General features: G+C 31.4%; 18 protein-coding genes and 4 pseudogenes. 12 read left to right on the forward strand and 10 right to left on the reverse strand.

The genetic code is table 11. From position 1 onward, the window contains the following. Positions 1-50: 50 nt before the first annotated feature. Positions 51-509 carry a MarR family winged helix-turn-helix transcriptional regulator gene (locus tag NHG49_RS30640; RefSeq protein WP_374987939.1) on the reverse strand — a complete coding sequence of 153 codons (459 nt, stop codon included), beginning with the start codon at positions 507-509 and terminating at the stop codon, positions 51-53. Between the two features lie 1939 nt (positions 510-2448). On the opposite strand from NHG49_RS30640, the gene NHG49_RS30645 reads away from it, so the two are divergent. The 5 genes from NHG49_RS30645 (at position 2449) to NHG49_RS30665 (ending at position 8523) form a co-directional block, all read left to right on the forward strand. Beyond that, positions 2449-3327: a VOC family protein gene (locus NHG49_RS30645; protein WP_258127166.1), complete on the forward strand. Its 879-nt coding sequence runs from the start codon at positions 2449-2451 to the stop codon at positions 3325-3327. Between the two features lie 458 nt (positions 3328-3785). Then, on the forward strand, positions 3786-4763 hold the full coding sequence (locus tag NHG49_RS30650) for a fumarylacetoacetate hydrolase family protein (protein ID WP_258127167.1): 978 nt from the start codon (positions 3786-3788) through the stop codon (positions 4761-4763). Between the two features lie 402 nt (positions 4764-5165). Further along, entirely contained in the window at positions 5166-5828 is a 663-nt protein-coding gene (locus NHG49_RS30655) for an isochorismatase family protein (protein WP_258127168.1), read from the forward strand. A gap of 200 nt (positions 5829-6028) precedes the next feature. Further along, a complete protein-coding gene (locus tag NHG49_RS30660; RefSeq protein WP_258127170.1) occupies positions 6029-7342 on the forward strand; it encodes an amidohydrolase family protein in 1314 nt (437 codons plus the stop codon). A 548-nt stretch (positions 7343-7890) separates the two neighbouring features. Beyond that, positions 7891-8523: a hydrolase gene (locus tag NHG49_RS30665; protein WP_258127171.1), complete on the forward strand. Its 633-nt coding sequence runs from the start codon at positions 7891-7893 to the stop codon at positions 8521-8523. 362 nt (positions 8524-8885) lie between these two features. Here the strand turns inward: NHG49_RS30665 and NHG49_RS30670 are convergent. Then, a pseudogene (locus NHG49_RS30670) lies at positions 8886-9726 on the reverse strand (transposase); the annotation flags it as partial. Between the two features lie 257 nt (positions 9727-9983). On the opposite strand from NHG49_RS30670, the gene NHG49_RS31800 reads away from it, so the two are divergent. Further along, on the forward strand, positions 9984-10115 hold the full coding sequence (locus NHG49_RS31800) for a ChbG/HpnK family deacetylase (RefSeq protein WP_374987940.1): 132 nt from the start codon (positions 9984-9986) through the stop codon (positions 10113-10115). 262 nt (positions 10116-10377) lie between these two features. Then, positions 10378-10662: a polysaccharide deacetylase family protein gene (locus tag NHG49_RS30675; protein ID WP_258127172.1), complete on the forward strand. Its 285-nt coding sequence runs from the start codon at positions 10378-10380 to the stop codon at positions 10660-10662. Between the two features lie 671 nt (positions 10663-11333). Here the strand turns inward: NHG49_RS30675 and xerS (NHG49_RS30680) are convergent. Further along, positions 11334-12169 (reverse strand): annotated as a pseudogene (xerS, locus tag NHG49_RS30680) (tyrosine recombinase XerS); the annotation flags it as partial. A gap of 211 nt (positions 12170-12380) precedes the next feature. On the opposite strand from xerS (NHG49_RS30680), the gene NHG49_RS30685 reads away from it, so the two are divergent. From NHG49_RS30685 to fliB, 4 genes and pseudogenes are all read left to right on the forward strand, one after another. Continuing rightward, the gene (locus tag NHG49_RS30685) at positions 12381-12848 is read left to right on the forward strand and encodes a cytochrome b (RefSeq protein WP_258127173.1); all 468 of its coding nucleotides are present in this window, start codon (positions 12381-12383) and stop codon (positions 12846-12848) included. 95 nt (positions 12849-12943) lie between these two features. After that, a complete protein-coding gene (gene xerS / locus NHG49_RS30690) occupies positions 12944-14050 on the forward strand; it encodes a tyrosine recombinase XerS (protein WP_258127212.1) in 1107 nt (368 codons plus the stop codon). Between the two features lie 230 nt (positions 14051-14280). Continuing rightward, positions 14281-14953, forward strand: a pseudogene (locus NHG49_RS30695) (transposase); the annotation flags it as partial. A gap of 1202 nt (positions 14954-16155) precedes the next feature. Further along, entirely contained in the window at positions 16156-16731 is a 576-nt protein-coding gene (gene fliB / locus NHG49_RS30700; protein WP_258127213.1) for a flagellin lysine-N-methylase, read from the forward strand. 1091 nt (positions 16732-17822) lie between these two features. Here the strand turns inward: fliB and NHG49_RS30705 are convergent. From NHG49_RS30705 to NHG49_RS30725, 5 genes are all read right to left on the reverse strand, one after another. Continuing rightward, a complete protein-coding gene (locus NHG49_RS30705) occupies positions 17823-18401 on the reverse strand; it encodes an ABC transporter permease (protein WP_258127174.1) in 579 nt (192 codons plus the stop codon). Positions 18402-18506: 105 nt separating this feature from the next. Then, the gene (locus NHG49_RS30710) at positions 18507-19379 is read right to left on the reverse strand and encodes an ETX/MTX2 family pore-forming toxin (protein WP_258127175.1); all 873 of its coding nucleotides are present in this window, start codon (positions 19377-19379) and stop codon (positions 18507-18509) included. A gap of 24 nt (positions 19380-19403) precedes the next feature. Continuing rightward, positions 19404-20225, reverse strand: a complete 822-nt coding sequence (locus tag NHG49_RS30715; protein ID WP_258127176.1) for a hypothetical protein — start codon at positions 20223-20225, stop codon at positions 19404-19406. A 69-nt stretch (positions 20226-20294) separates the two neighbouring features. After that, positions 20295-21188, reverse strand: a complete 894-nt coding sequence (locus NHG49_RS30720; protein ID WP_258127177.1) for an ETX/MTX2 family pore-forming toxin — start codon at positions 21186-21188, stop codon at positions 20295-20297. 24 nt (positions 21189-21212) lie between these two features. Beyond that, the gene (locus NHG49_RS30725; RefSeq protein WP_258127178.1) at positions 21213-22043 is read right to left on the reverse strand and encodes a hypothetical protein; all 831 of its coding nucleotides are present in this window, start codon (positions 22041-22043) and stop codon (positions 21213-21215) included. Positions 22044-22187: 144 nt separating this feature from the next. Between NHG49_RS30725 and NHG49_RS30730 the strand changes: the two are divergent. After that, positions 22188-22396: pseudogene (locus NHG49_RS30730) on the forward strand (IS4 family transposase); the annotation flags it as partial. Between the two features lie 1848 nt (positions 22397-24244). Here NHG49_RS30730 and NHG49_RS30735 read toward each other — a convergent pair. Together NHG49_RS30735 and NHG49_RS30740 are read right to left on the reverse strand one after the other, a co-directional pair. Then, complete coding sequence (locus tag NHG49_RS30735) at positions 24245-24412, reverse strand: hypothetical protein (protein ID WP_258127179.1); 168 nt, start codon at positions 24410-24412, stop codon at positions 24245-24247. Between the two features lie 977 nt (positions 24413-25389). Continuing rightward, positions 25390-25812 carry a hypothetical protein gene (locus NHG49_RS30740; RefSeq protein ID WP_258127180.1) on the reverse strand — a complete coding sequence of 141 codons (423 nt, stop codon included), beginning with the start codon at positions 25810-25812 and terminating at the stop codon, positions 25390-25392. Positions 25813-25840: the final 28 nt, after the last annotated feature.

Raw genomic sequence — 25840 nt, forward strand, 5'->3', positions numbered from 1 at the left:
TGTATACCAAGGTTTGATACATCTTTTGTATTAGGAATAATATTTTGCAATTACTCTAATGTCTTTTTTTGAATGTGTTGGTTAAGTTTTCGTAAAGTATTTAAAAATTGCTTCTTTTCTTCTTCATCTAAACAATCGAACATGGAAGCTTGGAAGTCGGATTGCTCTGGAAGGGAGAGATTTAAGATTTTTTGTCCGCTGTCTGTTAAAGAAATGAGCTTGGTTCTCCAAGTTTGAGAGCGCTCTATCAGTCCGTCTTTTTCAAGTCTTGCGAGCATTTGTGTAACGCCACCCTTTGTCACTAATAATTTAGCACCTAATTCTTTTTGAGAAATTGGCTGATGGGTCATAATCTGTACAAGAACATCAAACTGAGATACAGAGATGCTGAATTTTCGTAAGTGTAAATGAGACAATTGGTTGCTTTCTTGATAAAACCTAGCTAATCGAAACCAGATTAATAAGCTTAGACGATTTTTGTCTTTCATAAGATGATTTTTTTTGAACATAATTAGTCACTTCTTTCGTTTTATATAAGATTTAAGTATACCATTTTACAAAGAGAAGGTGTTGTAAAATTCATAAACATTCAATACTAGATACATAAAAGAAATCTTTCTTTTTAGAAGAATGATAGTATCATGCTACTTCTAGAGATTATCAATTCAATAGTAGGATAATTAATTTTGAAGAAAATCAATCCCATTTTCACGTTTTATTTGCTTACGTAGACAGTTTAAAATAGAATCTGTTCCCACTGGATAGGTTGTTCAATTACTTGTCGTAAAGCCTTACTCAAATATTTTTTATTAAATTGTTTCTTATATCAATATCCTTTATTTTGCGAAAAATCCATTTCTAATTCATAAACAGGTTCCTAAAGAAATGAATTTCAGAGCTAATTCCTTATGTTTTAATCGATAGCATTGTCTCGCGGAATAGGTTTTGATTATAAGGAAAATGTGGGAAATCTACTCGTAACATTAGTATAAGGGATATAAAAATCATATATATTTTACACCGTAAGGTGTGATTTTGTCATATGGTTTTACAGCAACGAATGTACATGATAGACAGCATATTTATGTGACTGCTGGTGCATAAAATAGCTTATCTGTGTAACCAATGAACCCACAAAAAGGAAACAGACAAAACGCCATTGTTGTGTGCTATCATTTTCCCTTACAAAATTCGGAAGGTAATTGATGGGGGATCGTGGGGGAGATTGAACAACTGTCTAGTTAACTAAAGGATTGAGGGTTGGAAAAATCTCGTTGGTATGGAGGAAATCGCTTTCTATTGCATAGTTATTTTAAATTTTCAATACCCATTATATAAAAATCAAATTTTAATATCACTAGTAAAGGAGTTATTTTGTTGACGAATCGTGTAAAATCAGTTACGATTACATTATAAGTTTATTAGTAAACTTATAATGTAATCGCTCTTATGAGATTAAGGAGGGACAATTATTAAGTAATAAAAAATCTATGGGGGTTAATTATCTATAAATTTCCTATTAATTATTTACCGCCACTAAACAAATCGACTCTAAATATCTAGGCCGTAGAGAATTTAAAATTATAATTACGGGTGTCAGGAAGATTTTGGATAATTGATTTTTATGATTGAAAACTTATGAATTAGTAACATTTAAATCGGGATTATATAATATTTTCCTCTGTAAATCGTAACAATTACGGTTTCGCTAACAACTTCCTTTATTAACATAGTGCAAGTTTAATAGTGCACTTAAAAAAGGACAGATTGCTTTTTACATCCATCGTATGAAACCACTCTTGATTCTTCAAATTTCCGACTATTATCTTTTAATATATTCTCACTGTATTTACTAATATAAATCAAAAATAATATTACATTGATAAAAACTGCTTCTTATTAGAAATATTTTGATACTGGATAACGTATAACAAAAAATACAGGATAAGTTCTTTTATTATTCTTTAGCGTTCTTACAAAAGAAAACTTATGTTTAATTCACCCTAGATTAATTATCTATGATGAGTTTGGTTACTGTATTTTCCAATACTTATTTCATAAACGATTTAGCATTCAAGTATGTTGAAACTTAATTTTCACATCAGTTTTAGAGATTCAACCATAAATTCTTTAAACCCCTAAGTGTTTATTTTGAGTTTAAAAATCTGAAGGTGCTGTTATTGTTAAAGTGAATTTGCTTTAGAGTATAAATAAGTAAATTAAAGTAATTTTATAAGAAGTCAAATTTAATAAGTGTTTATAAATTTGTAATAATCTAAAAACTTTCGGGCAATACAAATATTTTATATCATATTCTTAATTTATGGGTTTTTATAGAGGATAAGAATATTGTATCACTAACATTTAATGTATATATAAATTATGTGTTTAACATCTCCAGTTTTAATCTGGAATAAATTTCATTCATAAAAGGAGGGAACAATTGCAATGGTAAATGTTTTTAAACTTGGATATGTGAATTTTTTTGTGAAAGATTTGGAGGCTATGAAATCTTATTATACAAATATTATGGGCTTCAGTTTGACAGAACAATTAGGTGATGGAAGTATTTACTTTAGTAGTTCTACTGATCATCATAATATTATTTTAACTCCTTCGAATAAGTCTGAAATTAACCAAGTGGGTCTACAGCTTAAAGAGAGTATTTCTATAAAAGAAGCAGCTGCACAATTAAATAAACTTGGTATAAGTACAAAATTTAAAACGGACGCACAGCCAGGAATTAAAGAACAATTAGAATTTATGGATTTAGATGGCTACGTTGTTCAGTTATATTCTAGGATGAATGTAGCTGCTCCGGGTTTTAGAGAAGTTGGAATTACTCCAAATAAATTGGGGCATCTTTCTCTATATGTCAAAAATGCAAAAAAGAGTGTAGATTTTTATAAAAATCTTGGTCTTAAGAATACAGATTGGATTGAAGATTACTTTGGCTTTATGACGTGTAATACAGATCACCATGTTCTTAATTTTTGTACGTCAGAAAAGCATGGTATTCACCATATTGCTTTTGAATTGAGAGACTATACTCATTTAAATAGAAGTTTAGACTTCTTGGGAAAAAAGGGAATACCAATACAATGGGGTCCTTCACGTCATGGAGCAGGGCATAATTTGGCTACGTATCATTATGATCCGGATCATAATATGATAGAACTTTTTACTGATTTGGATGTTTATATTGAAGATTTAAATTACTTCGAGCCGAGACCTTGGCATGAAGATTACCCTCAAAGACCCAAAGTATGGAGTACAGAGGAATGTATTACAAAATGGGGGACGACTTTTGAAAAATCGCTGGTGTAATAAATAAAATGAGAGGTGGTTTAACATACGACTAAATGGAACTACTTCTCTTTTTAGAAATGGGGGACGACGGAGTATCTCGGACTATGATTCAAATGTTCTAGCAAACTTATCCTCATATTTCTTATATTTTTTGTCTGAAAGCTAGCATGTAAATTGAGATTAAGCTCCTTCTATTTTAAATAGATGCGGACACTTTTACGTAACCTTTTCTCTTTAGATTTTAAAGAGAAATAACCAAATATTCGATATGTTGAATCTGAATATTTAATGTACAAGAAGTTATTTCAAGCTTCCCCTTATTTGCGGTGCTTTACACTTTCACGCTAATTGAAGAGAAATTTTCTTGAATAAAAATGATAAAAGTATAAAGAAAAGTTTGAAATTACTAGGAAATAAGTAAATTTATTATAATAAAAAGCCTTTAAAATATGAAAATTATCAAGGAGGAATTCTAAATGGGACTTTGTATTGTTAGATATAATGACAAGGGTGAAAATCAATGGGGGGTATTAGTAAATGATTTGATTTATCCTGTGGAAGGGACTTATGAAACGCTTACTGAATTTTTAAAAGAAGGGGTAGCACGAGCCAAAGAGGCTATATTAAAGACAACGGAAACCAGCTTAAATAATATAAAAATTTTAAGCCCCGTTACACAGCCAGCAAGAATAGTATGTCAAGGAGCTAATTATTCCCAGCATCGGCTAGAAGCTGGGATGGAAGCAAAAAGAGCGGATTTTAATTTGATTTTTACAAAAGCAGACAGCTCTTTGTCTGGGGCATATGATGATATTCTATGTCCGTCTCATGTCGAATTGTTAGATTATGAAATTGAAGTTGGACTTGTAATTGGTAAGGAGATAGACGGTTCTGTTCAAATTACAAAAGAAAATGCACATGAATATATAGCGGGCTTAGTGATAACTAACGATATATCATCAAGAGATATTCAGCTTTCAGAGGGACAATGGTACAAAGGAAAGAGTTATCGTACATTTTGTCCGACCGGACCATATTTATATTTACTTGATCCTACGGAAATTTCTTTAATTCATAGTCTTGAACTTACATTGTCAGTTAACGGGGAGCTTAGACAAACCGCTAATACATCACAATTATTATTTAAGCCTGAAGAGACCTTAAACGAATTATCAACAATTATGGACTTATCTCCTGGAGATTTAGTGATGACAGGAACACCAGGAGGAGTAGCACTTCATTTATCAAGTGAAGAGTTTAGTGAGTTATCAAATCCACTTATATCGGGGAATAAGAAAAAAGATTTGTTACTTGGGACACAGAAAAAAATGTCAAGATATTTAAAAGATGGAGATGTAATTAAATGTGAGATTAAAAGTACTGAGGGGCATATCAATTTGGGAATACAAGAAAATAAAGTTGTATCTGTGTCTAAAATAAGTACAGGGTATTGAAAGAACTAATGTTTATTATTGATATATTAGTTTTAATAGTGTATAAACATTGAATCAATTTGATATTAATTGAAGGGTGTAAGTAACATGAAGACTGAGAGGTTAGTACATGAATAATCCTAATTATAATGAGTATTAGGATATTTTAAAACTTAATAAGAATGTTCGTTTATTTGTGGATCTATTTCTTGAGAAAAACTAATGAAACCTAATATTTCAATGTGGATTTTGTTAATCATTATGTCTAATAGAGTTACTGGCATCCATAAATAGAAAGGGGGTGATATTTATGTAATTTGAAAAATTAATGGTTCTTTTAAGGGGCGAGTATATAAATGACAACTTATATACCACACAAACTACAGAAATTATATTTTAATTAAAGACATAGGAGGAAAAATCATGACAAATAAAAATGTATTTATTGATCCAAAGGATACAGCTCTTTTATTAATTGATCATCAAAGCGGTCTATTCCAAACCGTTAAGGATATGGATGTTACTAGTCTACGCAGGAATGTGATTGCTTTGGCGAAGTTGGCAAAACTGGTAAAATTGCCTACTATTACTACCGATTCTGTACCACAGGGTCCCAACGGTCCTTTAATTCCTGAAGTTAATGAAATTTTACCTGATTTAGTATATGTAGCACGTAATGGTGAAATCAATGCTTGGGATAATCCGAATTTTGTAAAGGCTGTAGAAGCAACTGGTAAAAAGACTTTAATTATTGCAGGTACCCTAACAAGTGTTTGTATGGCATTCCCTACATTATCTGCACTTGCTGAAGGTTATAAGGTTTATACTGTTGTTGATGCATCAGGAAACTGGAGTAAGATGGCTACAGATATAACACTTGCACGTGTGGTACAAGCAGGAGCAATTCCAGTTGATACATTGGCATTGATGTCTGAAATTCAGAAAACATGGAATCGTCCAGATACAAAGGAGTTCGCTGACTTATATGCTGAAGTAATGCCAAGCTACCGTCTGCTGATAGAAAGCCATGAAAGAGCGTTGAGTGAGGGGAAATTTATCGATAATAGTACAAAAGTTGGTATCTAAATCTGGAAATTAAAAATGGAGAATTTATTCAGAGTTATAATTAATAAAAACCGGTCTTTAACAGACTGGTTTTTATTAATGAACTTTAATAACAAAAAATATGCGCTATTATCTATTAAAATTGTGAAAGCACATATGTTTGAGAAATACTATTAATGATTTAATTATGTTTCTACTCTAATATATTAGGAGGTATAGAGATGTCGAAAATATTAATAAAAAACACTCAAATCCTTTCTATGGATGATAAAATAGGTGATATAGCTTGCGGAGACATTCTTATCGAAAACAATTTAATTAAACAAATTGGAAAACATATTAAATCAAATTCTTCTATGGAAATTATTGATGGTTCTAACTATATTACAATGCCAGGCCTTATTGATACACATCGCCATGTTTATCAACAATTATTAAGTCAAGCGTTTACAAATTGGCCATTAAGTGTATATTTTGATCAATTCCATGGAGATATCGCAACTCGGCTTCGACCGCAAGACATATATGTAGGATGTTATATGGGTTATTTAGAAGCTCTTAATACAGGGATAACAACTGTTTTAGATTGGGCAAATGCGACAAACACGTTGGAACATGGTTTAGCAAATCTAAAAGCAGCTAAACAAAGTTCTATACGTACTGTAGTAGCTATTGCCGAATTATTATCGTCTCCAGTTAGTGATGACAATCTCAAAAAAATGGAGAAAATTTCTCAGGAAAATAATAGTTCGATCATTCAAATTGGCCTTGGTATAAATAGTCATCATATAAATCAAATGAAACGACAAATTGTAAAAGCAAATAAGATGAATATACTATCAACAAGTCATATTTTTGGGGATTCCATAGCTGGAGGAGCTGGAATTATTGAGCATTTACATGACGAAAAAATCCCATTAAATCTAATAAACTTCGCTCATTGTAACCGATTATCTCAAAGAGATTATGAAATATTATCGAAAGGAAATATTTCTGTTTCAATTACACCTGAGGTCGAAATGTTAATGGGGCACGGTAATCCGCCTTACCATCCATTGATAACTCAAGGACTTAAGCCCTCAATCGGAGTAGACACAACAGCGGTAGTCGGTTCAAATCTTATCGTACAACTACGTATTGCTTTAGCGTATTATCATAATGTTGAAAATGAAAGGTTGAAATATACTCGAAATGAATCGAATGAAAATCGTTTTAATGCAAAAAACGCTTTAGAAATGGGTACAATAAATGGTGCAAGAGCTTTAAAAATGGATGATGAAATTGGAAGTTTAACACCTAATAAAAAAGCTGACCTTATAATGGTTAAAATTAATAATCAACAAACATCACCAATATATAATCCGTACAATTATATATTAATGAATGGTCATGCTGGAAATATAGATTATGTAATGGTAAATGGTAAATGGAACAAAAAATCTGGTTATTTGTTGCAAAGTTCAATCGATAACGATTTGATAAAGGATAGTATAAATCACATTAAAAAAGAATTATCTCAGTCTTATATGTCTTAAAACCTTTAGGAACAGATTGATATTTTGGGAAATGGACCTTAATATTTTTTCTCGATAGAAGGGACTTAGCTCACCAATATGTAATTACGATATACAATTTTTAGTTAGGAAATGAATATAAGCAGATGAAGGGTAGGGTACTACTCCTCCTATACGCGAAAACGGATTGATTGCTGGTAGCATTCCTCTTTTAATTAAGAGTGAATTTATTTGTAGTAATCAATGATGGATGAAGCCAAGTTAATATACGATGTACTAAATTACCAATTGATAAATATTCTCACATCCTAGAAAGTTAAATAGGGTATCGAATACGGTATTAATAATTTATAGAATTAAAGAAAAGGAGCTCCATTTCAAATACCTTTTCTTTAAGAGTTACCATATTTTTATTGGATATGGCATGCAACTCATATGATAGGGATTGTACAAATATTTAAGTTGTATACATTATCAATATCTTGAAATCTGGAACATCATACGATAGGCTTCTTAATTAAATGATCTAATGGATTGAATAGCTACCTAACAAAAGGAGGAAAATAATTATGTCTAAGAATTCACTTTTAGAGCCTGGCAATCATGCCTTGCTACTCATTGACCACCAGTACCTTCAGCTCTTAGCTGTGCGATCCCACACGAACGATTCCATCGTTAATAACACGACGTTCCTTGCCAAGGCTGCTAAGTTGTTCAAGGTGCCAACACTTTTAACCACAGCGTTCGCCGAACGCCAAGCGCTGTTTCAGGAAGTTCAAGCGGTTTTTCCAGAACAGACCCCGATTGACCGTACCGGCCTAAACTCTTGGGACGACCAACGTGTGCTTGATTGGGTCAAGCGCACTGGTAAGAAAAAACTGGTGATGGCAGGCTTATGGACAGAAGTCTGCCTGAGCATGCCAGTCTTGTCTGCCCTAGCTGACAACTACGAAGTTTATATCGTCACTGACGCTTCTGGTGGCGGTAGCGACGAGGGGCACGAGCGTGGGGTTCAGCGTATGATTCAAGCGGGTGCCCAGCCTCTTACCACCGTGGCTTACGTCAGCGAGATACAACGTGATTGGGGGAGGCAAGAAACCGCTGAGCAAGTAGCCAAGTTGTTTGCTGATCACGGTGGTGGCTTTGGTCAAGGCCTACGATGGGAGTGGCAACTCCTTGACCTCAAAGAAGGCACACGCTAATATCGTTTTGATAGCAGCGATTTTTGATTGGTAAATTTGGAATCTCTTTTATGGGATACAGTATATAATATGGGTATTTTAGCAAAATAATAGTTTAGGTGAAAAAAGACAAAGGAGCTACATTACAGCTCCTTTTCACGCTCTACAAATATTTAAGACGTTACATCAGATGGAAAGAATTCAGCTACAAGCATGGATCTTTGTAAAAGGAATCTAGCAGTGCAAATAAAGGAGTTTTATGATAAGTGAAAAATTAATCTTGCACCATACATCACTATAGAAGCTTCAAGAATCAGTGATACTAGAAATTTGCGATTTCCAAATTGGTGACTCCCCATCATCATAAATATATTCTGTTCTCATAATTTCTTGCAGATATAGCCTGCATCAAGCGCGACTGCTTCAACTTTGAATCCGAATTTATCAATTAGAGATTAGAAGGCGTACTAAATACGGTTCGGAATCTGCTATATCTTCAGCCGTTATATAAGTATCGGCGACCACATTGTACTTCGCATCAGTCGTACGATGATATAAGAAATGAAAATCGTTTGTTTTTCCATCCCTCATTAAAAATCCACTATCTGGATTAGTTATACTTATCCGAGTTTTTTTAGTAGGGGGCATCACGTTCCTTTTTAGAGTTTAATTCTTTTTTCATGTATCTCATACTCTTCGATAACCGCAATTTCTAGTTCATCTATATAAAAATTTGGCTTTTCTTTTTTAAATTAATGTACAAACTTATTTTTATTGGCATTAGCCTTAATATGTTTAGAATCTGTCATCAATGCACGGCCACCCACCATTCGTTACTCTGCTGCTTGACGTACAATCTCATCAAAAATTTCTTCAAAAATATTTGTATGAATGAAATGAGTAAGACGATTTCAACTGATTATAAATTGATCTGGAATCACATCTGATAGGGAAAATCCTAAAGACCAACGGTAAGCAATATTTGTTTAAATATCTTTTTCAAACTGACATTCGGAGCGAATACCATAAAAATATCCAATAAGCATCATCTTAAATAAAATAATAGGATGAATAGTAGGACGGCCATTATTTTCACAGTAATAAGGGCGTAACTTCTATTCAATAAAACCAAAGCTAATTGTCGCTTCAATCGCACGAAGAAAATAACGCTTCTACAGAAACTGATACACGTTCATCACGATGATTTTTGAATACAACCATTATAAGAAAGCTCTCTTTTTCATACTTCATAAAAAATTAGGAGAATCAAATTTTAAATTCGAAGAAATAATAAATTATTTATAAATAACCTTCAAAACGGAGCTGTACCGAAAATAGTATTCTAAAAATCAAAATTAACATAAAAAAGTACAAGATATTCAAAGTGGAAACATTATCAGTCAGATATGATTTGGTGGTGCTTTTTTCTCTTAAATTGCATATATGTAAAATATAATTGAAATTATATTTATAAGTAGGAAATGAAAAAATATCTAATTAAAAACGCGGATGATTTTGGATTATCCCCCAGTATTAATAAGAGTATAATAGAAGCCATTGAAGCAGGAAATATTTCTAGTACAACAATAATGGCAAATATGCCAGGGTTTTAGATGCGGTTGAGCGAATATCTACATGCCCAACATAAGGAATAGGGATGCATTTTAATTTAACATATGGTAGTCCTGTTAATTCTCATGAACATGTATCCTCACTTGTGAATGAAAATGAAAAATTTTCATATGACCTTCATAACACTTGGGACGAGGCGGATGTTTTTATGGAGCTTCATTCTCAATAGAATCGATTAATTCAATGCGGATTAAATCCTACACATATTGATTCTCATCAACATATCCAAAAGTGTATAAACAATTGGCTTCATTTGCGAATTTAAATCATTTATATATGAGAAAAACAATTTTTAATCTGGTAATTAGAGTTAATCATCCTAAAAGCACAGATTACTTTATTATGGATACTTATTTCGAAGGAGATGGTATTTCTCGTTTGGAACGTCATTTTCAAAATCTTAAATTCGGTGTAACAGAACTTTTGTGTCATCCTGGATACGTCGATGAAATCGTTACAGCTGTTTCAGACTGGACTTATGTAAGGGAGATAAAGTTTAATTATGTGCATCACTTTATAATAAATTAACTCTTGTTGTTTTGCATAATAGGATTTGTCTCATTGTAGACATAATAGAAAAACATAATTAGATATTAATATGTTGTCCAAAAATGTTGCCTTCTAACCCATGTTGCTTATTAAATTTACGGCGATTAATTAGAAATTGAAATTTCCATAGTTAGTTCTACTGCCAAATTTATAAACAAATAGTCAAGGGAAATAAAGTATAATAAAAATCACCTTGGCCAAATTCAATTATTAATTTCTGGAAATTGTAAAATGTGTCTAGAACTTGGTGAAGGAATTATGACAAAGTGCACCTCAGAAGATGAATGCTAGCTCTTGTTAAATCCGACAATGAGAGTGCAACTATTCCTGGCTAGTATTTTGAATTAAGAACCGCTTCATTTTCTATCCCACCTAACGTAAAAAGTACCTTATAACGAACAACTACCTAGTCTCTTGAGACTTGAGTAATAACCTTATCAATACAAAGAACTATACTAAAAATTAGAGTGCAGGCCGAAGTATTGGTTTGCACTCTAATTTTTAGTATTTATGAATGTGTTGGATATATACATTCTAATATTATTATATCTAATAAAAAAGACAGCCCTATTTTATCTACAAAAACCTTCATTCGATGATATAGAAGCCTCGAAAATTGAGAAAAACCGCCAATAAAATAAGCAAGCTATATAACAATATTTATAATTCGTTACAAAAAGAATATCTTCATCATCAGGACACTTATAACCTAAAGTACGTACTTTAAGGTATTCTTGAACATCATCTAGGGCTGTTTGTGTAGCTAAGATAGATGATTTTTTATCTCCTTTACGTATAATTTTAATGTAACGAGTACGAAAATTAATACTAGAAATAGTCAAACTGGCTGTTTCTGATACACGAAGACCTGTACCTAAGATTAAACTTAGAATAGCAATATCACGCTCTCTATCACGTTTAAAGAATCTTAATTTTCCAGGGGCGGTTTCTTGCAGCATCTGCTCATATTCATTTGATAAAAAGCGCATAAATTTAATGTCATCATTATTATGGAAAATAACTTCTGAAATTTCTTTTGCTCTTGCTGCGGCATCAATTTTTTCCTTATGAATCTCCATTTTGGCCATAACATTTCTATAAAAGTAACATTCTCCATTATCATCTTCAGTATTACTTGTTAAATAGTTAAATAATGACTTTAAAGCCGAAAATGTCCGTATAACTGCCTTTGTTCTATTACCTTGTCTCTCTAGATAACTTTTAAATCGTTTTACTTGTTTAAGAGGAAGGTGTTCCAATGTTTCAATTGGAACCTCATGTATTTTCGTTACAACTTCTCCATCTGCAACAGCAAGACGAGAGGAGATCAACCATTGTAAAAACATTTCATATTCAATTAAATATCCATACAAAGTAGCAGGGGAGAGGTTGTTTTCTCTTCAATATATTCAATGATATACCAGGGCATTTTTTCTTTATGGCGTTCTACACGCGCTTGATACACTTGTTTTTCTCGATTGCTCAATTTTTTCACCTCAAACTTCAAAAATAGTACATAGATTATAATCTCTTTGATTTTACATTAAATCCGTGTTTAACTTACAATTGATACAGAACCTTATTTATTGTATAATTTTTATATTAAGACGCAAATATAAAAATTATAGTATGTGGATCTAATTATTATTAATGAAGAGCAGCATTCTAATATAAATAACTTTTAGGAGTGATTGAAATTGAATTTGAATACAAATAAAATAGATAAGTACTTATTTTGGTTTATTGCATGTTCCTATGTCAGCATACATATCTTAGTATATAGTATTTGGTCTAATGAAGGTTTATATTCTAGTAGTGAAGGCACTAAAATTATGCAAGAATACATAAAAACATTTGCGCAAACTAACTTATCTGTCATTTTTGGACTTGCAGCTATTTTAATAGGAGCAGCGGCATTAAATTATAAGAATGTAACCCAAGTATCAAATACAAAGGAAAATTTTTTTACTGCCATAACTACTATGATGCTATTTATTTTAGTTAATGCACTTATAATTCCACTAAGCTTTACTAAGTTGCTTACGGAGAATAAAATTTTACAAATGTTTGTTATTGTTTTTATTTGTGCTTTATTTGTAAAATTACTACATAATATTATTGTCTTAATTGACAAAATTCTAGGGATATCTAAAAAGAAAAAATAATTATCAATTAAAATTGTATTTAATGTAAAATTAGACAAAACAGTACATTGATTATAAAAAGTCAATGTACTGTTTTGAAGTTTGAGGTGAAAAAATTGAGCAATCGAGAAAAACAAGTGTATCAAGCGCGTGTAGAACGCCATAAAGAAAAAATGCCCTGGTATATCATTGAATATATTGAAGAGAAAACAAACCTCTCCCCTGCTACTTTGTATGGATATTTAATTGAATATGAAATGTTTTTACAATGGTTGATCTCCTCTCGTCTTGCTGTCGCAGATGGAGAAGTTGTAACCAAAATACATGAGGTGCCAATTGAAACGTTGGAACACCTTCCCCTTAAACAAGTAAAACGATTTAAAAGTTACTTAGAGAGACAAGGTAATAAAACAAAGGCCGTTATACGGACATTTTCCGCTTTAAAATCTCTATTTAACTATCTAACAAGCAATACTGAAGATGATAATGGAGAATGTTACTTTTATAGAAATGTTATGGCTAAAATGGAGATTCATAAGGAAAAAATTGATGCCGCAGCAAGAGCAAAAGAAATTTCAGAAGTTATTTTCCACAATAATGATGACATAAAATTTATGCGCTTTTTATCCAATGAATATGAGCAAATGCTGCAAGAAAACGCTCCTGGTAAGTTAAGATTCTTCAAACGCGATAGAGAGCGTGATATTGCTATTCTGAGTTTAATTTTAGGTACAGGCCTTCGGGTATCTGAAGTAGCTAGTTTAACTATTTCTAGCATAAATTTTCGTACTCGTTACATTAAAGTTTTACGAAAAGGAGATAAAAAATCCTCTATTTTGGCTACACAAACAGCCCTAGATGATGTTCAAGAGTATCTTAAAGTACGTGCTGCTCGTTACAAGTGTCCTGATGAAGAAGATATTCTATTTGTAACGAATTATAAAGGATCATATGCGCAGATTTCTGTTAACGCAATACAAAAATTCACAGAGAAATATACTCGAGCGTTTGATGAAAAAAAGAGCCCTCACAAGTTGCGCCATACATACGCAACTAATCATTATAATGAAAATAAAGATCTTGTTCTGTTAGCGAATCAAATGGGACATAACTCGATGGAAACAACATCTTTGTATACAAACATTGATGATTCTAAACGACGTGAAGCTATCGAACGTTTAGAAAAACGTCAATTAGAAGAAACAAGTGATAGTGATACATGACATGAATTATTGCATTTAGAGATAATTTTCCAAGCATCAATCTATCCAATAATAAATACAACCTACTAATTATTCTCAAGATAAAAATATAATTTTATATAACAATCACTTCAACGTAAGTACGGTTATTTTTCAGGCTGTGGAGAAAGTCTTCTCCACAGCCTATTTTTGTGTTCGAACCTTTTTTATGTGTCAACACTGATAAAAAAGAGGAAATGGAAAGATTTCTTATGATGGGTGCCTTAAAAAATCATTGTGAAGAACGCGTATTAGTTTCTGTAGAAGAGTTAGTTCCGCAAGACCATTTTCTCCGTACGATTGAAGCGACAATTTGTTTTGATTTTATTGAAGAAAAGTTACGTCCTTATTACTGTGAAAATAGTGGACGTTCTTCTAGTCATCCTATTGTTTTATTTAAGATGATGTTTATTGGGTATTTTTACGGTATTCGTTCAGAGCGTCAATTGGGAAATTAAAGCAAAGATTTCCTACCGTTAGTTTTTAGGTCACTCCCTATCAGACATGATTCTAGATCACTCTACAATTAATTGGAATTGTTGTACACGTTTCATTCATAAAAATATTTTTGAAGAAATCTTTGATAAAATCGTACATTAAGCGACGGAACACTATATCGTGGGAGATGGGCATGTATGGTGACCCCTGATGACAGATTCTATACATATTAAAGCCAATGCAAATAAAAATGAATTTGGACATAAATTCAAAAAGGAAAAGCCTAAGTTTTATATAAATGAGTTAGAAGCTGCCGTTATAGAAGATTGTGAAATATATGGAAAAAAGAATTAAAACCTAGAAAGGAAAGTTGATACCCCTACTAAAAAAAACGCGTATAAGACAACTGATCCAGATAGTGGATTTTTAATACGAGATGGAACACCAAAGTGATTGATTTATCTACACTTGATTAACCTCCATTACTCAAATTTTATATACATGTAAAAACTTATTCATTCTTGCAGCCTTAGCTGTTTTTGAAGCTTTTCCTTCTAATTCTTTTCGCAAAACATATTGATACGCAGTGTTACCTTTTGAAGATTTTACTATTTTTTAAACTTTGGTCAATTTCATAGAGAACTTTCCTCAAATTGGCCAGCTTGATATAGGGATATATCAGTCCTGCATATGACACTAATGCTTTCAATGTACGAAAACATCTAACAGCCCCTATTTCTGCTAGTAACCTTGGACCTGTACGATCTTCTAAAACAGCTATTTCTCTTGCTATCCTATATTCAGGAAGAGAAGCTGCTATTATTTTCATTTGTGTTAAAATAGATACGGTTAGATAGTTTGCACATCTTGTATTGTTAATTCATATATTTGCATTATTTTTTTCTCCGTAATTCTATACCCTTTTACAAATGGGTTAAATAAATCTCTTTTACCCCAACCTTGAGATATGATTTATGGTTGGATACTTCTCTAATACATCTAATAAAGATCCTTCCATGTTATTATTATAGAATTTTTTATACCTGAAAAACATTTATTTATCAGTCAAGTTAACTCATATTTTTTCACTTTAATTTCCATACTTTTATGATATTTCCTATTATAAAATCGAAGCTCTTAATATTTTAAAACTTCTTCTTTATGCTTTATAAGTTAATAATGATTATTTAATAAGTATTCTGCAAGATTGATAGTATTTTATTTGTCTAACTTTACTTGACGAAGCTTCATATCATTATGCTTTTTAATAACTAGCGCTTTTCCCATGTATACTTTAAATAATTTAAACGTGAAATTTATACATATTAAATTTTAATGAATTCTATGATTGTATTAACTTCTTCATTCCCTCGAAAAAAGATTGAAAATTCGGTAAATTCACTCATTTCGCTTCTTACGGCAGGAATTATCTCTATTCTTGTAGAAAGTGTTAATATCCGAGTAGTTAAAGTTAAATAATAGTCTCTTTTAAATTAAATATCAGTATTCTTTGTAATTAATACAATAATTAGGAGTAGGTAAAGGGTAACCTATTTTTATTTATTAAACAGCAAATATATCAGAAATCAGGTAATAGTAATTATGCCCTCAATATGTTAGTAGGTACTATATAACGAAAAAAATTTTGGATAACAGAATCTCTCTCTAAATTCTCTTGCATCGGATCTGAATGCGAGGATACATGTTGTAAGGGATGGAACATAAGTGTAGATAAAGAACATTATGATTTCTATAAAAGTGTTAGCCATACCGAATTAACACCATTATTTCAAAAGTATATTGAGAAAAAAGAACCCGCCCTTTCGGATAAGTCATATGGAGTTATTCAATTACAATCATCTGGAAGGTGTCCTTTTTTAACCCCAAAAAACTTAAGTAAAATACAAAGTGAATATTGTATGAAAGCATTGAGTAAAACTTGCGAAATCTATCCACGAGTTACGAATAAAATAAATGAGGAATATTATCAAACAGCGAATTTATCCTGTCCTGAAATAGCTAGATTGATATTACTATCCAAAACACCTGATAGGTGGAAACTAGCGTTGAATAAAGATGTTGATTGTCAATTCATTGATAAAAATGTATCTATAAATCAAAATCATCTAAAAAATATTCATAATATACTAATAGATTTATTGCAAAAAAAGAATACACATTATCAAAACGCCTTTGGCTTATCGCAATATTTATTGAAGAGCTAAATTTACGGACTCCAGAACATAATAAAAAAGCTATAAAACTAGCTATAAAAAAAACAGAAGAACTCAAGAAACATTCACCTATCAATTTCATAGAACTTAAACTACCTTTTTTAATCCAAGGTATACTTCGTATCATCCATGATTATCAAAATAAACAATTTAAAATAAATGACAGACTAAAAGAATGCATTGAACTTTTTCGAATAAATATGAAATTAGATTTTGAAAAAAAGTATAAAATACAAAGTGTTTTCAATCATTATCATTTTATACTTAACAACTACTATAATCCTAGAATTAAATCATTAGAATACATTTTTGAAAATTATTGTATGTATTACTTTATGAAACATTTATTCCCTTATAAATTCCCAGATATTTCGATGAACTTTTTGCAGTTTATCATGAATTTTTCTGTTATCAAATTCATATTGATTGGTATATTAGCTTGTTCTCAGAATTTAAGCGAAGATATAATTATTCCAATCTTATTCTAAAGATTTCGAACATACTACTTACTTTTATAATACCTATATTTGAGGTATGTATAAACAATTATTAATTGATTATCCTACTTATAATAAGTCTGTTTCTATTTTATTAAGTCAATAATGTTTATAAACTTAAAGCCATAGGCAATACTATTGTATTTTTACATTGAAACTCTCATTCTTAAAGGGCCTAGGAATAAATCTGTTAGGATTATCGCACCTAACAATCAATTTTATTTTCAGTATAGCAGAATATAGTGTACCATCAGGCCTTTTGATCTGGTTTTATCGAATATTTGAAATTTATTTGATAAAACTTATTGAAATGTTAGTACTTGATAAAAGACATTTTTTCGTCTTTTATCAAGTACTTATAATTCGCATCTGATATAAAAACTACAAAATACCTATTGAAATTAAAACCTTTTTTCTAAGAAAAATCCTCTATAAATAGTATTGTAACATAAATAATCTTTTTACACAGTTTAAATAAAGGGGATATCTTCCTTAAATTTTTAATTCTGAAGTTCCCTGTCGTAATTCAAAGGATGAATAAAGTACAGTGTGCTACATTAATCCCCTATATAGTTTTAAAACATGTTATGATAAGCATTGTGAAAATTCGAGATTACCAGTAAAAACTATATAAACACATCCACAATCATTCTTCACTTCATAATTTAAATCGGAGACCTTTAAACTATCGCAAGATACGCAATAATCAGGTAATTTACACGTGCTGCATTTTAGTACATTATCAACACAAATAGTATCCTTACAACACGTGTATACTGTATTCTCACAGGATAAACCTGAATGATAGTCATAATGATAGGTACAATCACTTTTCACTTGAACATTTATCAACATAGCAATACAACCTACTATTTTCAATACATTTACATCTATTTCCACTGGTCCACAATCATCCACTTGAACATTTTTTATACAATGATCTTTTACAACGGATAAGCAATCAATATTATATCCAATTTTATAATTTATTTCATCAGGTAATCGAAAACCTCTTGGAATTTGTACTGTGCAACAAAACGGAACTTTGAGTTCAATTGGCTCCACACAATTATATTTTGCAGACGTATTTAGCATCTCATTCGTATAGCCCCCTTTTTTTTCTTCATTAGGATACGGTATTTCACCGAAATCAATATTATCCAATATTTTCATCTCCTTGTGGATTTCGCTAAAATATTTGTAAAATAATTCATCTCCAAAAGTCATTTTAGTATATTGAAATACCAATTTCTAAGAGATTAAATTGTTCTATTTGTTAATAATTGGTATATTTCTACCGAGTGTTCCTGGCTTGATAATTCTGTTTTTGTTCGATAGTATGATTGGAGAATAATATGTTCTTGTTTGCCCTAACTGCCCCGGTAAAGGGGCCTCATCGAATTTTACTACACTAAACAATCCAGCCTTCCCCTCAATAGAAGCAGAACCTTGAAAATTTAAGGAACCATCATCGTTATTACTGATAAATACTTCAGGTCTGTCTGGCCAATCAGAATCTGCCATATACCCTGCTGGACCATGCCAATAATTACCATCACCCTCTCCTTTAGCGAGATCATCGTAATGGAAGTCAACGTTTCCTTGCCCACGTATCACAGCTGTAACATCTGGCGTATATGAAAACGAACCTGTATAAATTAATAATTGAGTAGTTACTTGAGAATAGGGTGGTACAACTATAGGTTGAGTAAATTCCCACAATCTCTCTGTAGTTTGAGTATCTATATCAGTTGAGTTAAAATTATATTCGCCAATAGTAGTTATTTCTATCTTATTAGTACCACCATCTATAAAAAAGGAAAGTGGTATTTTTTGGGTAAAAGGGAATTTACTATCACCAGCAATTTTTAATCCGTTTATTGTTGTTGTTGATGTAGTATCGGTTGTTTTTTGACTCAAAGTTGTAGTTTGGGTTTGATTTATACCGGTATTATTTGTAAGGACTTGTATTGAACTTGCTTCTAGCACGGGAGTGGTCTCAAGAGCATCCGGCGGCGATGCTACCACTACATCTTCTAGGGTATAAGGAAACAATGTAAATTTATCCATCGAGTGATCATTTTTCTCACCTTCATATTGCCAACGGCTTCTTACAGACGATTCAAAATCAAAAATTGTCATATATTGATGCCTCCCCTGAATTTTTTAGTTCCCACACAAATCACCATCTGTTTGCTGAGGTATTTCTTCTATTATCATACCGGAATTATTTGGGAAATACAGGTTGTATTCTTCTGTTAAATTAGGAATATCCAGACTAGATGCTACCACATGAATATATGGTTCAGTAAAATATGTTCCTTCAAATGAACCATTATTAAATAACGTAACGTCTACACCGTCTATTTTAAAATAAGGACTATAATATCTCTGTAGAATAGCTGCAACATGATGAAATGATATTTGAACTGATCCATTGGGTTTCTTTAATAAAACAGCTACATATCCTGATAAATCCCTTGCTACCTTAAACGTCCGCTTTATCACATTCATTTTAACCATCAAGTTAGCTGTTATCTTAAAACGTGGTCTAATTACATGGGGGTAATTAAACTCCCAGTTTACTAGATTTTTCCTAGTAGTGGACTCTCCTACCCTTAGTGAAAAGGAAGACTTATCTACATTTATTGGATCATTTGAAGGGAATATATCCACTAAATTTTTCCCAAACGTACTAGCTCCATTATCAAGCGTCCATTTACCTAAATAGTTTACATCTCCAGACATTTCAATATTAATCTCTTTTGGTGTTGTACCTGTATTACTATAAGTTTCAGATGCTAATTTAATTTCTGTTTTTACTGGCGAAGTCGGTTCTGAAAATTCAATGTTTTTAAAATAATCCTGAACTGCATAATATTCATAATTGGGTAGGATTAATGAAATATTATTTTCTCCCCCTCCCTGCTTCTCACTCCATTTGTTTGCGTAATTTCCAAACAATTCAACAATATCTATGGTAGTCATTTAATTGCTCCTTTCTAAATTGGATTCAACAAAAGTTAGTTAAATCTATAAGGTATAACTAAATATATTTTATTTGTTAATAATTGGTACGTCGTTTCCGAGAGCTGCTGAAGGAATAAGCCTTTTGTTATTTGCTAAAATTAGTGGTGAATAAAATGTTTTAGTTTCACCATTATGTCCTGGTAGAGGACGTTGTTCAAACTTAATTTGGCTGAATAACCCCATTGTCAAATCAGCTCTTGTGGAACCCGTGTAATTCAAGGATTCATCAGAATCATTAGAAGATACATAATTTTCTGGTTTGTCAGGCCAACTATTATTAGCTAATTCCGAAGCAGGTCCAATCCAATAGTCTTTACTTCCATTAGATTTATAACCTGATTCTTGTGCCAGATAATTTGTATTTCCATTATAACTACCATTTCCATAAACAGTACCACTTAAATTTATTGGTATAGACGCTGTGCCATTATATATTTGTAGTGTTGCTACTACTGTAGAATAAGGCGGCACAATTACTGGTTGTGTTAACGACCATAGTTTCTCCGTTGTTTGTGTATTTGCTGTACTAGTACTGAAATTATATTCTAATGCGGCGCCGATCTGCGCTGAATAATCCTTACCTGCAAATGAAAAATGAGCTGAAAAATCTACTTGGATAGTATCTTTCACAGCGACAATAAACTTTATTCCATTTGTAGTAGTTGAAGTAGCTGTGTCAATCGTTTTCTCACTATATTTAAGCGTTTGACTTTGATTTACCTCTGTATTATTCTCTAATACTTGAACAGAGGTTAATATTATTTGTGGTTCAACTTCTCCTGAACTAACCGTTTGTTCTGCATTTAAATTACCTACACTATAATCATAAATATAGAAATCTACAAAGGAACCAAACCCATTTATTTGTCCATAATAATCCCAATAAGATTTAATAGAATCTGAAAAATCAATCATTGCCATATCCCGATGCCTCCCTTAAATTTTTTAGTTCTCACACAAATCATCATCTGTTTGCTGAGGTATTTCTTCTATTATCATATTATAGGGATCTGAATTATTTGGGAAATACAGGTTGTATTCTTCTGTTAAATTAGGAATATCCAGACTAGATGCTACCACATGAATATATGGTTCAGTAAAATATGTTCCTTCAAATGAACCATTATTAAATAACGTAACGTCTACACCGTCTATTTTAAAATAAGGACTATAATATCTCTGTAGAATAGCTGCAACATGATGAAATGATATTTGAACTGATCCATTGGGTTTCTTTAATAAAACAGCTACATATCCTGATAAATCCCTTGCTACCTTAAACGTCCGCTTTATCACATTCATTTTAACCATCAAGTTAGCTGTTATCTTAAAACGTGGTCTAATTACATGGGGGTAATTAAACTCCCAGTTTACTAGATTTTTCCTAGTAGTGGACTCTCCTACCCTTAGTGAAAAGGAAGACTTATCTACATTTATTGGATCATTTGAAGGGAATATATCCACTAAATTTTTCCCAAACGTACTAGCTCCATTATCAAGCGTCCATTTACCTAAATAGTTTACATCTCCAGACATTTCAATATTAATCTCTTTTGGTGTTGTACCTGTATTACTATAAGTTTCAGATGCTAATTTAATTTCTGTTTTTACTGGCGAAGTCGGTTCTGAAAATTCAATGTTTTTAAAATAATCCTGAACTGCATAATATTCATAATTGGGTAGGATTAATGAAATATTATTTTCTCCCCCTCCCTGCTTCTCACTCCATTTGTTTGCGTAATTTCCAAACAATTCAACAATATCTATGGTAGTCATTTAATTGCTCCTTTCTAAATTTAGCTGACTTAAAGAACTACAAGATATCATATTCACAAACGTTTAATTTGAGAACAAGATTTTTATAAAATAAACGCGGATTTTTGTGATTTCAACGAATCTCGCCCTATTATTGGAATGTAACAAAAGCTTCCTACAAGACTCATTCTATATAAATTAACTGAAACAAAGATGAAACAGGGGCAAAGGAGTTAACATTCAAAGAACATAAAAAGCAAAGTGCCTATTAGGAACGATGTAAGTGGCAAAGTGCAATTAACTTTCACATTACAAATATCCCCTTGGAATATCTACCGAAGGAGCGATTATACGATTTTTACTCCTTACGATGGTGACAGGATATTTTTCCTTCAGCTTAACTAACGTTTTCATACAATAGCGATTCAAAACAATATGACCTCCAATCTTTATAATCACATTTTCATCATAAGATGTGGAAAATTGGTATTCTGTAGTATAGCTTGGTTTAATGAATCCTAACCATTTAACAGAAAGAATTTTTTGTTTTTTTATATTTGAAATACTCGTTGTTTCGTCAATTGTAGATTACCATCTTGTACAGGAAAGGTTATTACTGGCTCTCGAAAATTATTATCAATAAAATAGTGTCCCATTAATCTTTTACATAATTTATTGGTTCTAGATTGTTAAAATTCTGCTATAGCTGTGCAATTTTGTATGATTTTTTTCATATCATACAATCCTTTTAATATAAAGTACCCTGGCATATATGCATTTTCATTCCCTGTAGCTAAGAATAACTCCTCCTTCCCATAATCCGTAGAGTGGTAAGTTAAATTAGCAAAACTATTTATTTTTGATTTTCGACTCGCAGCTCTAATTTATTTACAATTGAATTCTCATTAATATCCGTTATCGTTTGATTAACACTACTTTTATGCATTAGGTTTTATATAGAAGTTGACATACAACAACTTCTATATAAAAAAACGCTTTACAAAATACGGCTTTCACTCTCGATGTATAATTGACATTCAGATGACATTTGAAGAAATTCTTTTATGGATTGGAACAATTTTATTTTGACCAATCCTCTAAATGCTTATGGTCTCCAAAATAGTAATACAACCCCTTATATTCTTTGGGATTAATTAGTCCTAGAAAACCTTTAGAGCCTGTGGCGATAACAGCTCTTTCACTAGACATAGCTTCTAAAGCTGCTCTTCCTGTTTTGACTACACAGTCGCTCATCGTATAAAAAGAACGAAGATCTGATTTTCATCCTATATAATAAATTAATTTTTTTCCCTATTTTCTTTTCTATACTTGATATACACTGCTGGATATAACTTTCTCGCTCACCTGTTCCCATAATAACTAGTGCCAGACCTTTGGAATATGTTTCAAAAATATTTTCTCATGCATGGATAAGTTCTATACAAATAGCTGCTTTTATCCATGATAATCGCGAAGCATATAAAATTATCTTTGAATTTGAAGGAATACCGATACGACCTCTCAAACTTTCTTTTTCCTCATGGGGACAAAATTCAATTGTTATTCCATTAGGAATAACAATTGAAAGAATATCAGTTTTTTGTAAACAATCTTGAACGGGATAGTTAACAGTAATAAAGGGTTCAAATCATAATAGGTCCCATGAATAGTGAGAACGAATAGCATATTGAGTTTCTTTGCAATTAATCAGGCAAATTGTGCTGATGGAAATTGATGTGCATGTATAATCATAATTTTTTCACGCTCTATTATTTATTTAAACTGGTAAAAAAACTCGTAAATATAACGTTGAATTAATAAAAGAAGCATGAATTCTCTTATAGATATCAGTTTTTTTAATACAATACGTTATAAAGGGGGACTTAAACCTGAATTTTGAATAGTTGAAGAGTGTAAGCATGTATAATAATACTTACCAATTCAATACTTTCAGGGTTGTACACAATAATATTATTTTTTCACGTTCTTGTATTCAATTTAAATTATGAAAAAATAGTGAATTAGAAACTGAAAAATTGTGTTTCGATTTAAAATGTTTAAATTATTTCTGTTGTTTAATGCCTGATGCAGACAGGGTACAATCCTAAAATCTTAGTTTGATAGATAGAGACCATCCTGTTAATAATGATTATTATTCGGCAAAAATCAGGGGATTCTTCCTGTGAGACTAACCTTTCTATATTTTTCAAAAAAAGAACATTTCAATCAACCAAATAAGAATCATCCTTATATTGAATCTCTGTTGAATGTGTTTCTAAAATCATTTCGTCACTACCGTAAATATCTTGGTTTATAACAGGATACACACTAAATGGAACAATGCATATATATTCACTCGTTGTTTCAGACTGCACAATTTCACTTACCACAATATTATTTTTTTCCTTCCTCTTTTTTGGTATCCGTAGTTTATACTTGAAATGTATAATCCTTATATAATGATTATATTTCGAATTGATACTGTTCTATAACTCTTTCATAAATTCTTGCCTAGAGGCTCCCTTTTTCACAGGAACCTTTTGAAGACCTAACCGATTCACATACAGTAATTTATATCCATTTTTTATTATTTCATAATGGACATTCTTTCAGCCGGCGTATTGCAATTTTTTCGTTCACTACTAATAGGTTATGATTCTTCAGCTCTTTATGCTATATCCCAATCAAATTACATTGATTCACATCTAAGCATTGCGTACCATTCTTAAAAAAGCTAATTTTATCCACTATCTTTTTTTCCCTCGGCTTTCACCGTATAATAACTATCTACTTTTCGATTGGTATTTCTCTGATCCTAGGTGCAACATTTATAACTGATATTAAAGCTTACCTGAGTAATGCTTATAAAGTACATTGTTTTTCGCTACTGTTAACCGGCTTTGTGATGAAGAAAACACTTATCATTTTCATTATGGAACGTAAAATTTCCAACTGAAAAATTCAAATTTTCTCTTAAATTAATTGTATTTTCCCATTGCACTTTTACTGAGGTTTCACAACATCACGGCTCTTAATAATAAGGACTTCCCCTATATATAACAGATTAACAAAGTGTTTTTTACAAGTACAACGGATGAATCTTTGTAATCAGTATCGATCATAAACTGAATCACTATTTTCTTTTAACTTTGTGTACAATTTATTGTAGCATTACCATACTTCTTAAAATATATGTCTCACGTTTGTGTTCATTTCACCACAGGAACTTCTTAAATTTAATGTTAATTAGCATTATACATAAGCCTTTTATTTAGGTTTTCGAGATATAAAATGGGAAGTAAACATCTTTTAATAATATATACAAGAATACGGAATCGCATATTCCATATTATATTTTTCTGAATTTTCATTCGTGATAGAATACAATATATTGATTGTTAGTTCGGAACCATCCACGGTAAGACCAACTTCCCTTGTTATTATTATTTTCGAATCTATCATGCTCAAACATCCAAATGCTGTACTGGGGGCTATTAAAAATTGTTGAGCCATTAAATTTAATACCATTAAAATTATATTTGTAGTCAGAATTAGAAGTGAAAATGATTACATTATAACGGTTACCTGCGAAAAAAACTTCTATGTTTAAAGTTAATTTACTATTTTCATTCGAAAGACTCTCTTGAGCATTTATTACTTTGTATTCATTCAACTTAGATGGCTCTTTAGTTTTCCTTGCTTTAACACTTGTCGTTATCCAAGAGCTAAAAATATTTATCCCCATCGTACTTGCCAAGGAAAATACTGCTAATCTATAAATATTTCCCATTTACGCTGTACCTAATTAGTTTTAAGAT

The sequence above is a fragment of the Bacillus sp. IBL03825 genome (genome assembly GCF_024712505.1).
Lineage (GTDB): Bacteria > Bacillota > Bacilli > Bacillales > Bacillaceae_G > Bacillus_A > Bacillus_A wiedmannii.

What these genes read in the sequence shown, in the direction of transcription:
- NHG49_RS30660 (WP_258127170.1), top strand. Translation starts at nt 6,029, where the DNA reads ATGTCGAAAATATTAATAAAAAACACTCAAATCCTTTCTATGGATGAT.
- NHG49_RS30740 (WP_258127180.1), bottom strand. Translation starts at nt 25,812, where the DNA reads ATGGGAAATATTTATAGATTAGCAGTATTTTCCTTGGCAAGTACGATG.
- NHG49_RS30725 (WP_258127178.1), bottom strand. Translation starts at nt 22,043, where the DNA reads ATGACTACCATAGATATTGTTGAATTGTTTGGAAATTACGCAAACAAA.
- NHG49_RS30655 (WP_258127168.1), top strand. Translation starts at nt 5,166, where the DNA reads ATGACAAATAAAAATGTATTTATTGATCCAAAGGATACAGCTCTTTTA.
- NHG49_RS30710 (WP_258127175.1), bottom strand. Translation starts at nt 19,379, where the DNA reads ATGACAATTTTTGATTTTGAATCGTCTGTAAGAAGCCGTTGGCAATAT.
- NHG49_RS30715 (WP_258127176.1), bottom strand. Translation starts at nt 20,225, where the DNA reads ATGACTACCATAGATATTGTTGAATTGTTTGGAAATTACGCAAACAAA.
- NHG49_RS30665 (WP_258127171.1), top strand. Translation starts at nt 7,891, where the DNA reads ATGTCTAAGAATTCACTTTTAGAGCCTGGCAATCATGCCTTGCTACTC.
- NHG49_RS31800 (WP_374987940.1), top strand. Translation starts at nt 9,984, where the DNA reads ATGAAAAAATATCTAATTAAAAACGCGGATGATTTTGGATTATCCCCC.
- NHG49_RS30640 (WP_374987939.1), bottom strand. Translation starts at nt 509, where the DNA reads ATGTTCAAAAAAAATCATCTTATGAAAGACAAAAATCGTCTAAGCTTA.
- NHG49_RS30645 (WP_258127166.1), top strand. Translation starts at nt 2,449, where the DNA reads ATGGTAAATGTTTTTAAACTTGGATATGTGAATTTTTTTGTGAAAGAT.
- NHG49_RS30720 (WP_258127177.1), bottom strand. Translation starts at nt 21,188, where the DNA reads ATGGCAATGATTGATTTTTCAGATTCTATTAAATCTTATTGGGATTAT.
- NHG49_RS30650 (WP_258127167.1), top strand. Translation starts at nt 3,786, where the DNA reads ATGGGACTTTGTATTGTTAGATATAATGACAAGGGTGAAAATCAATGG.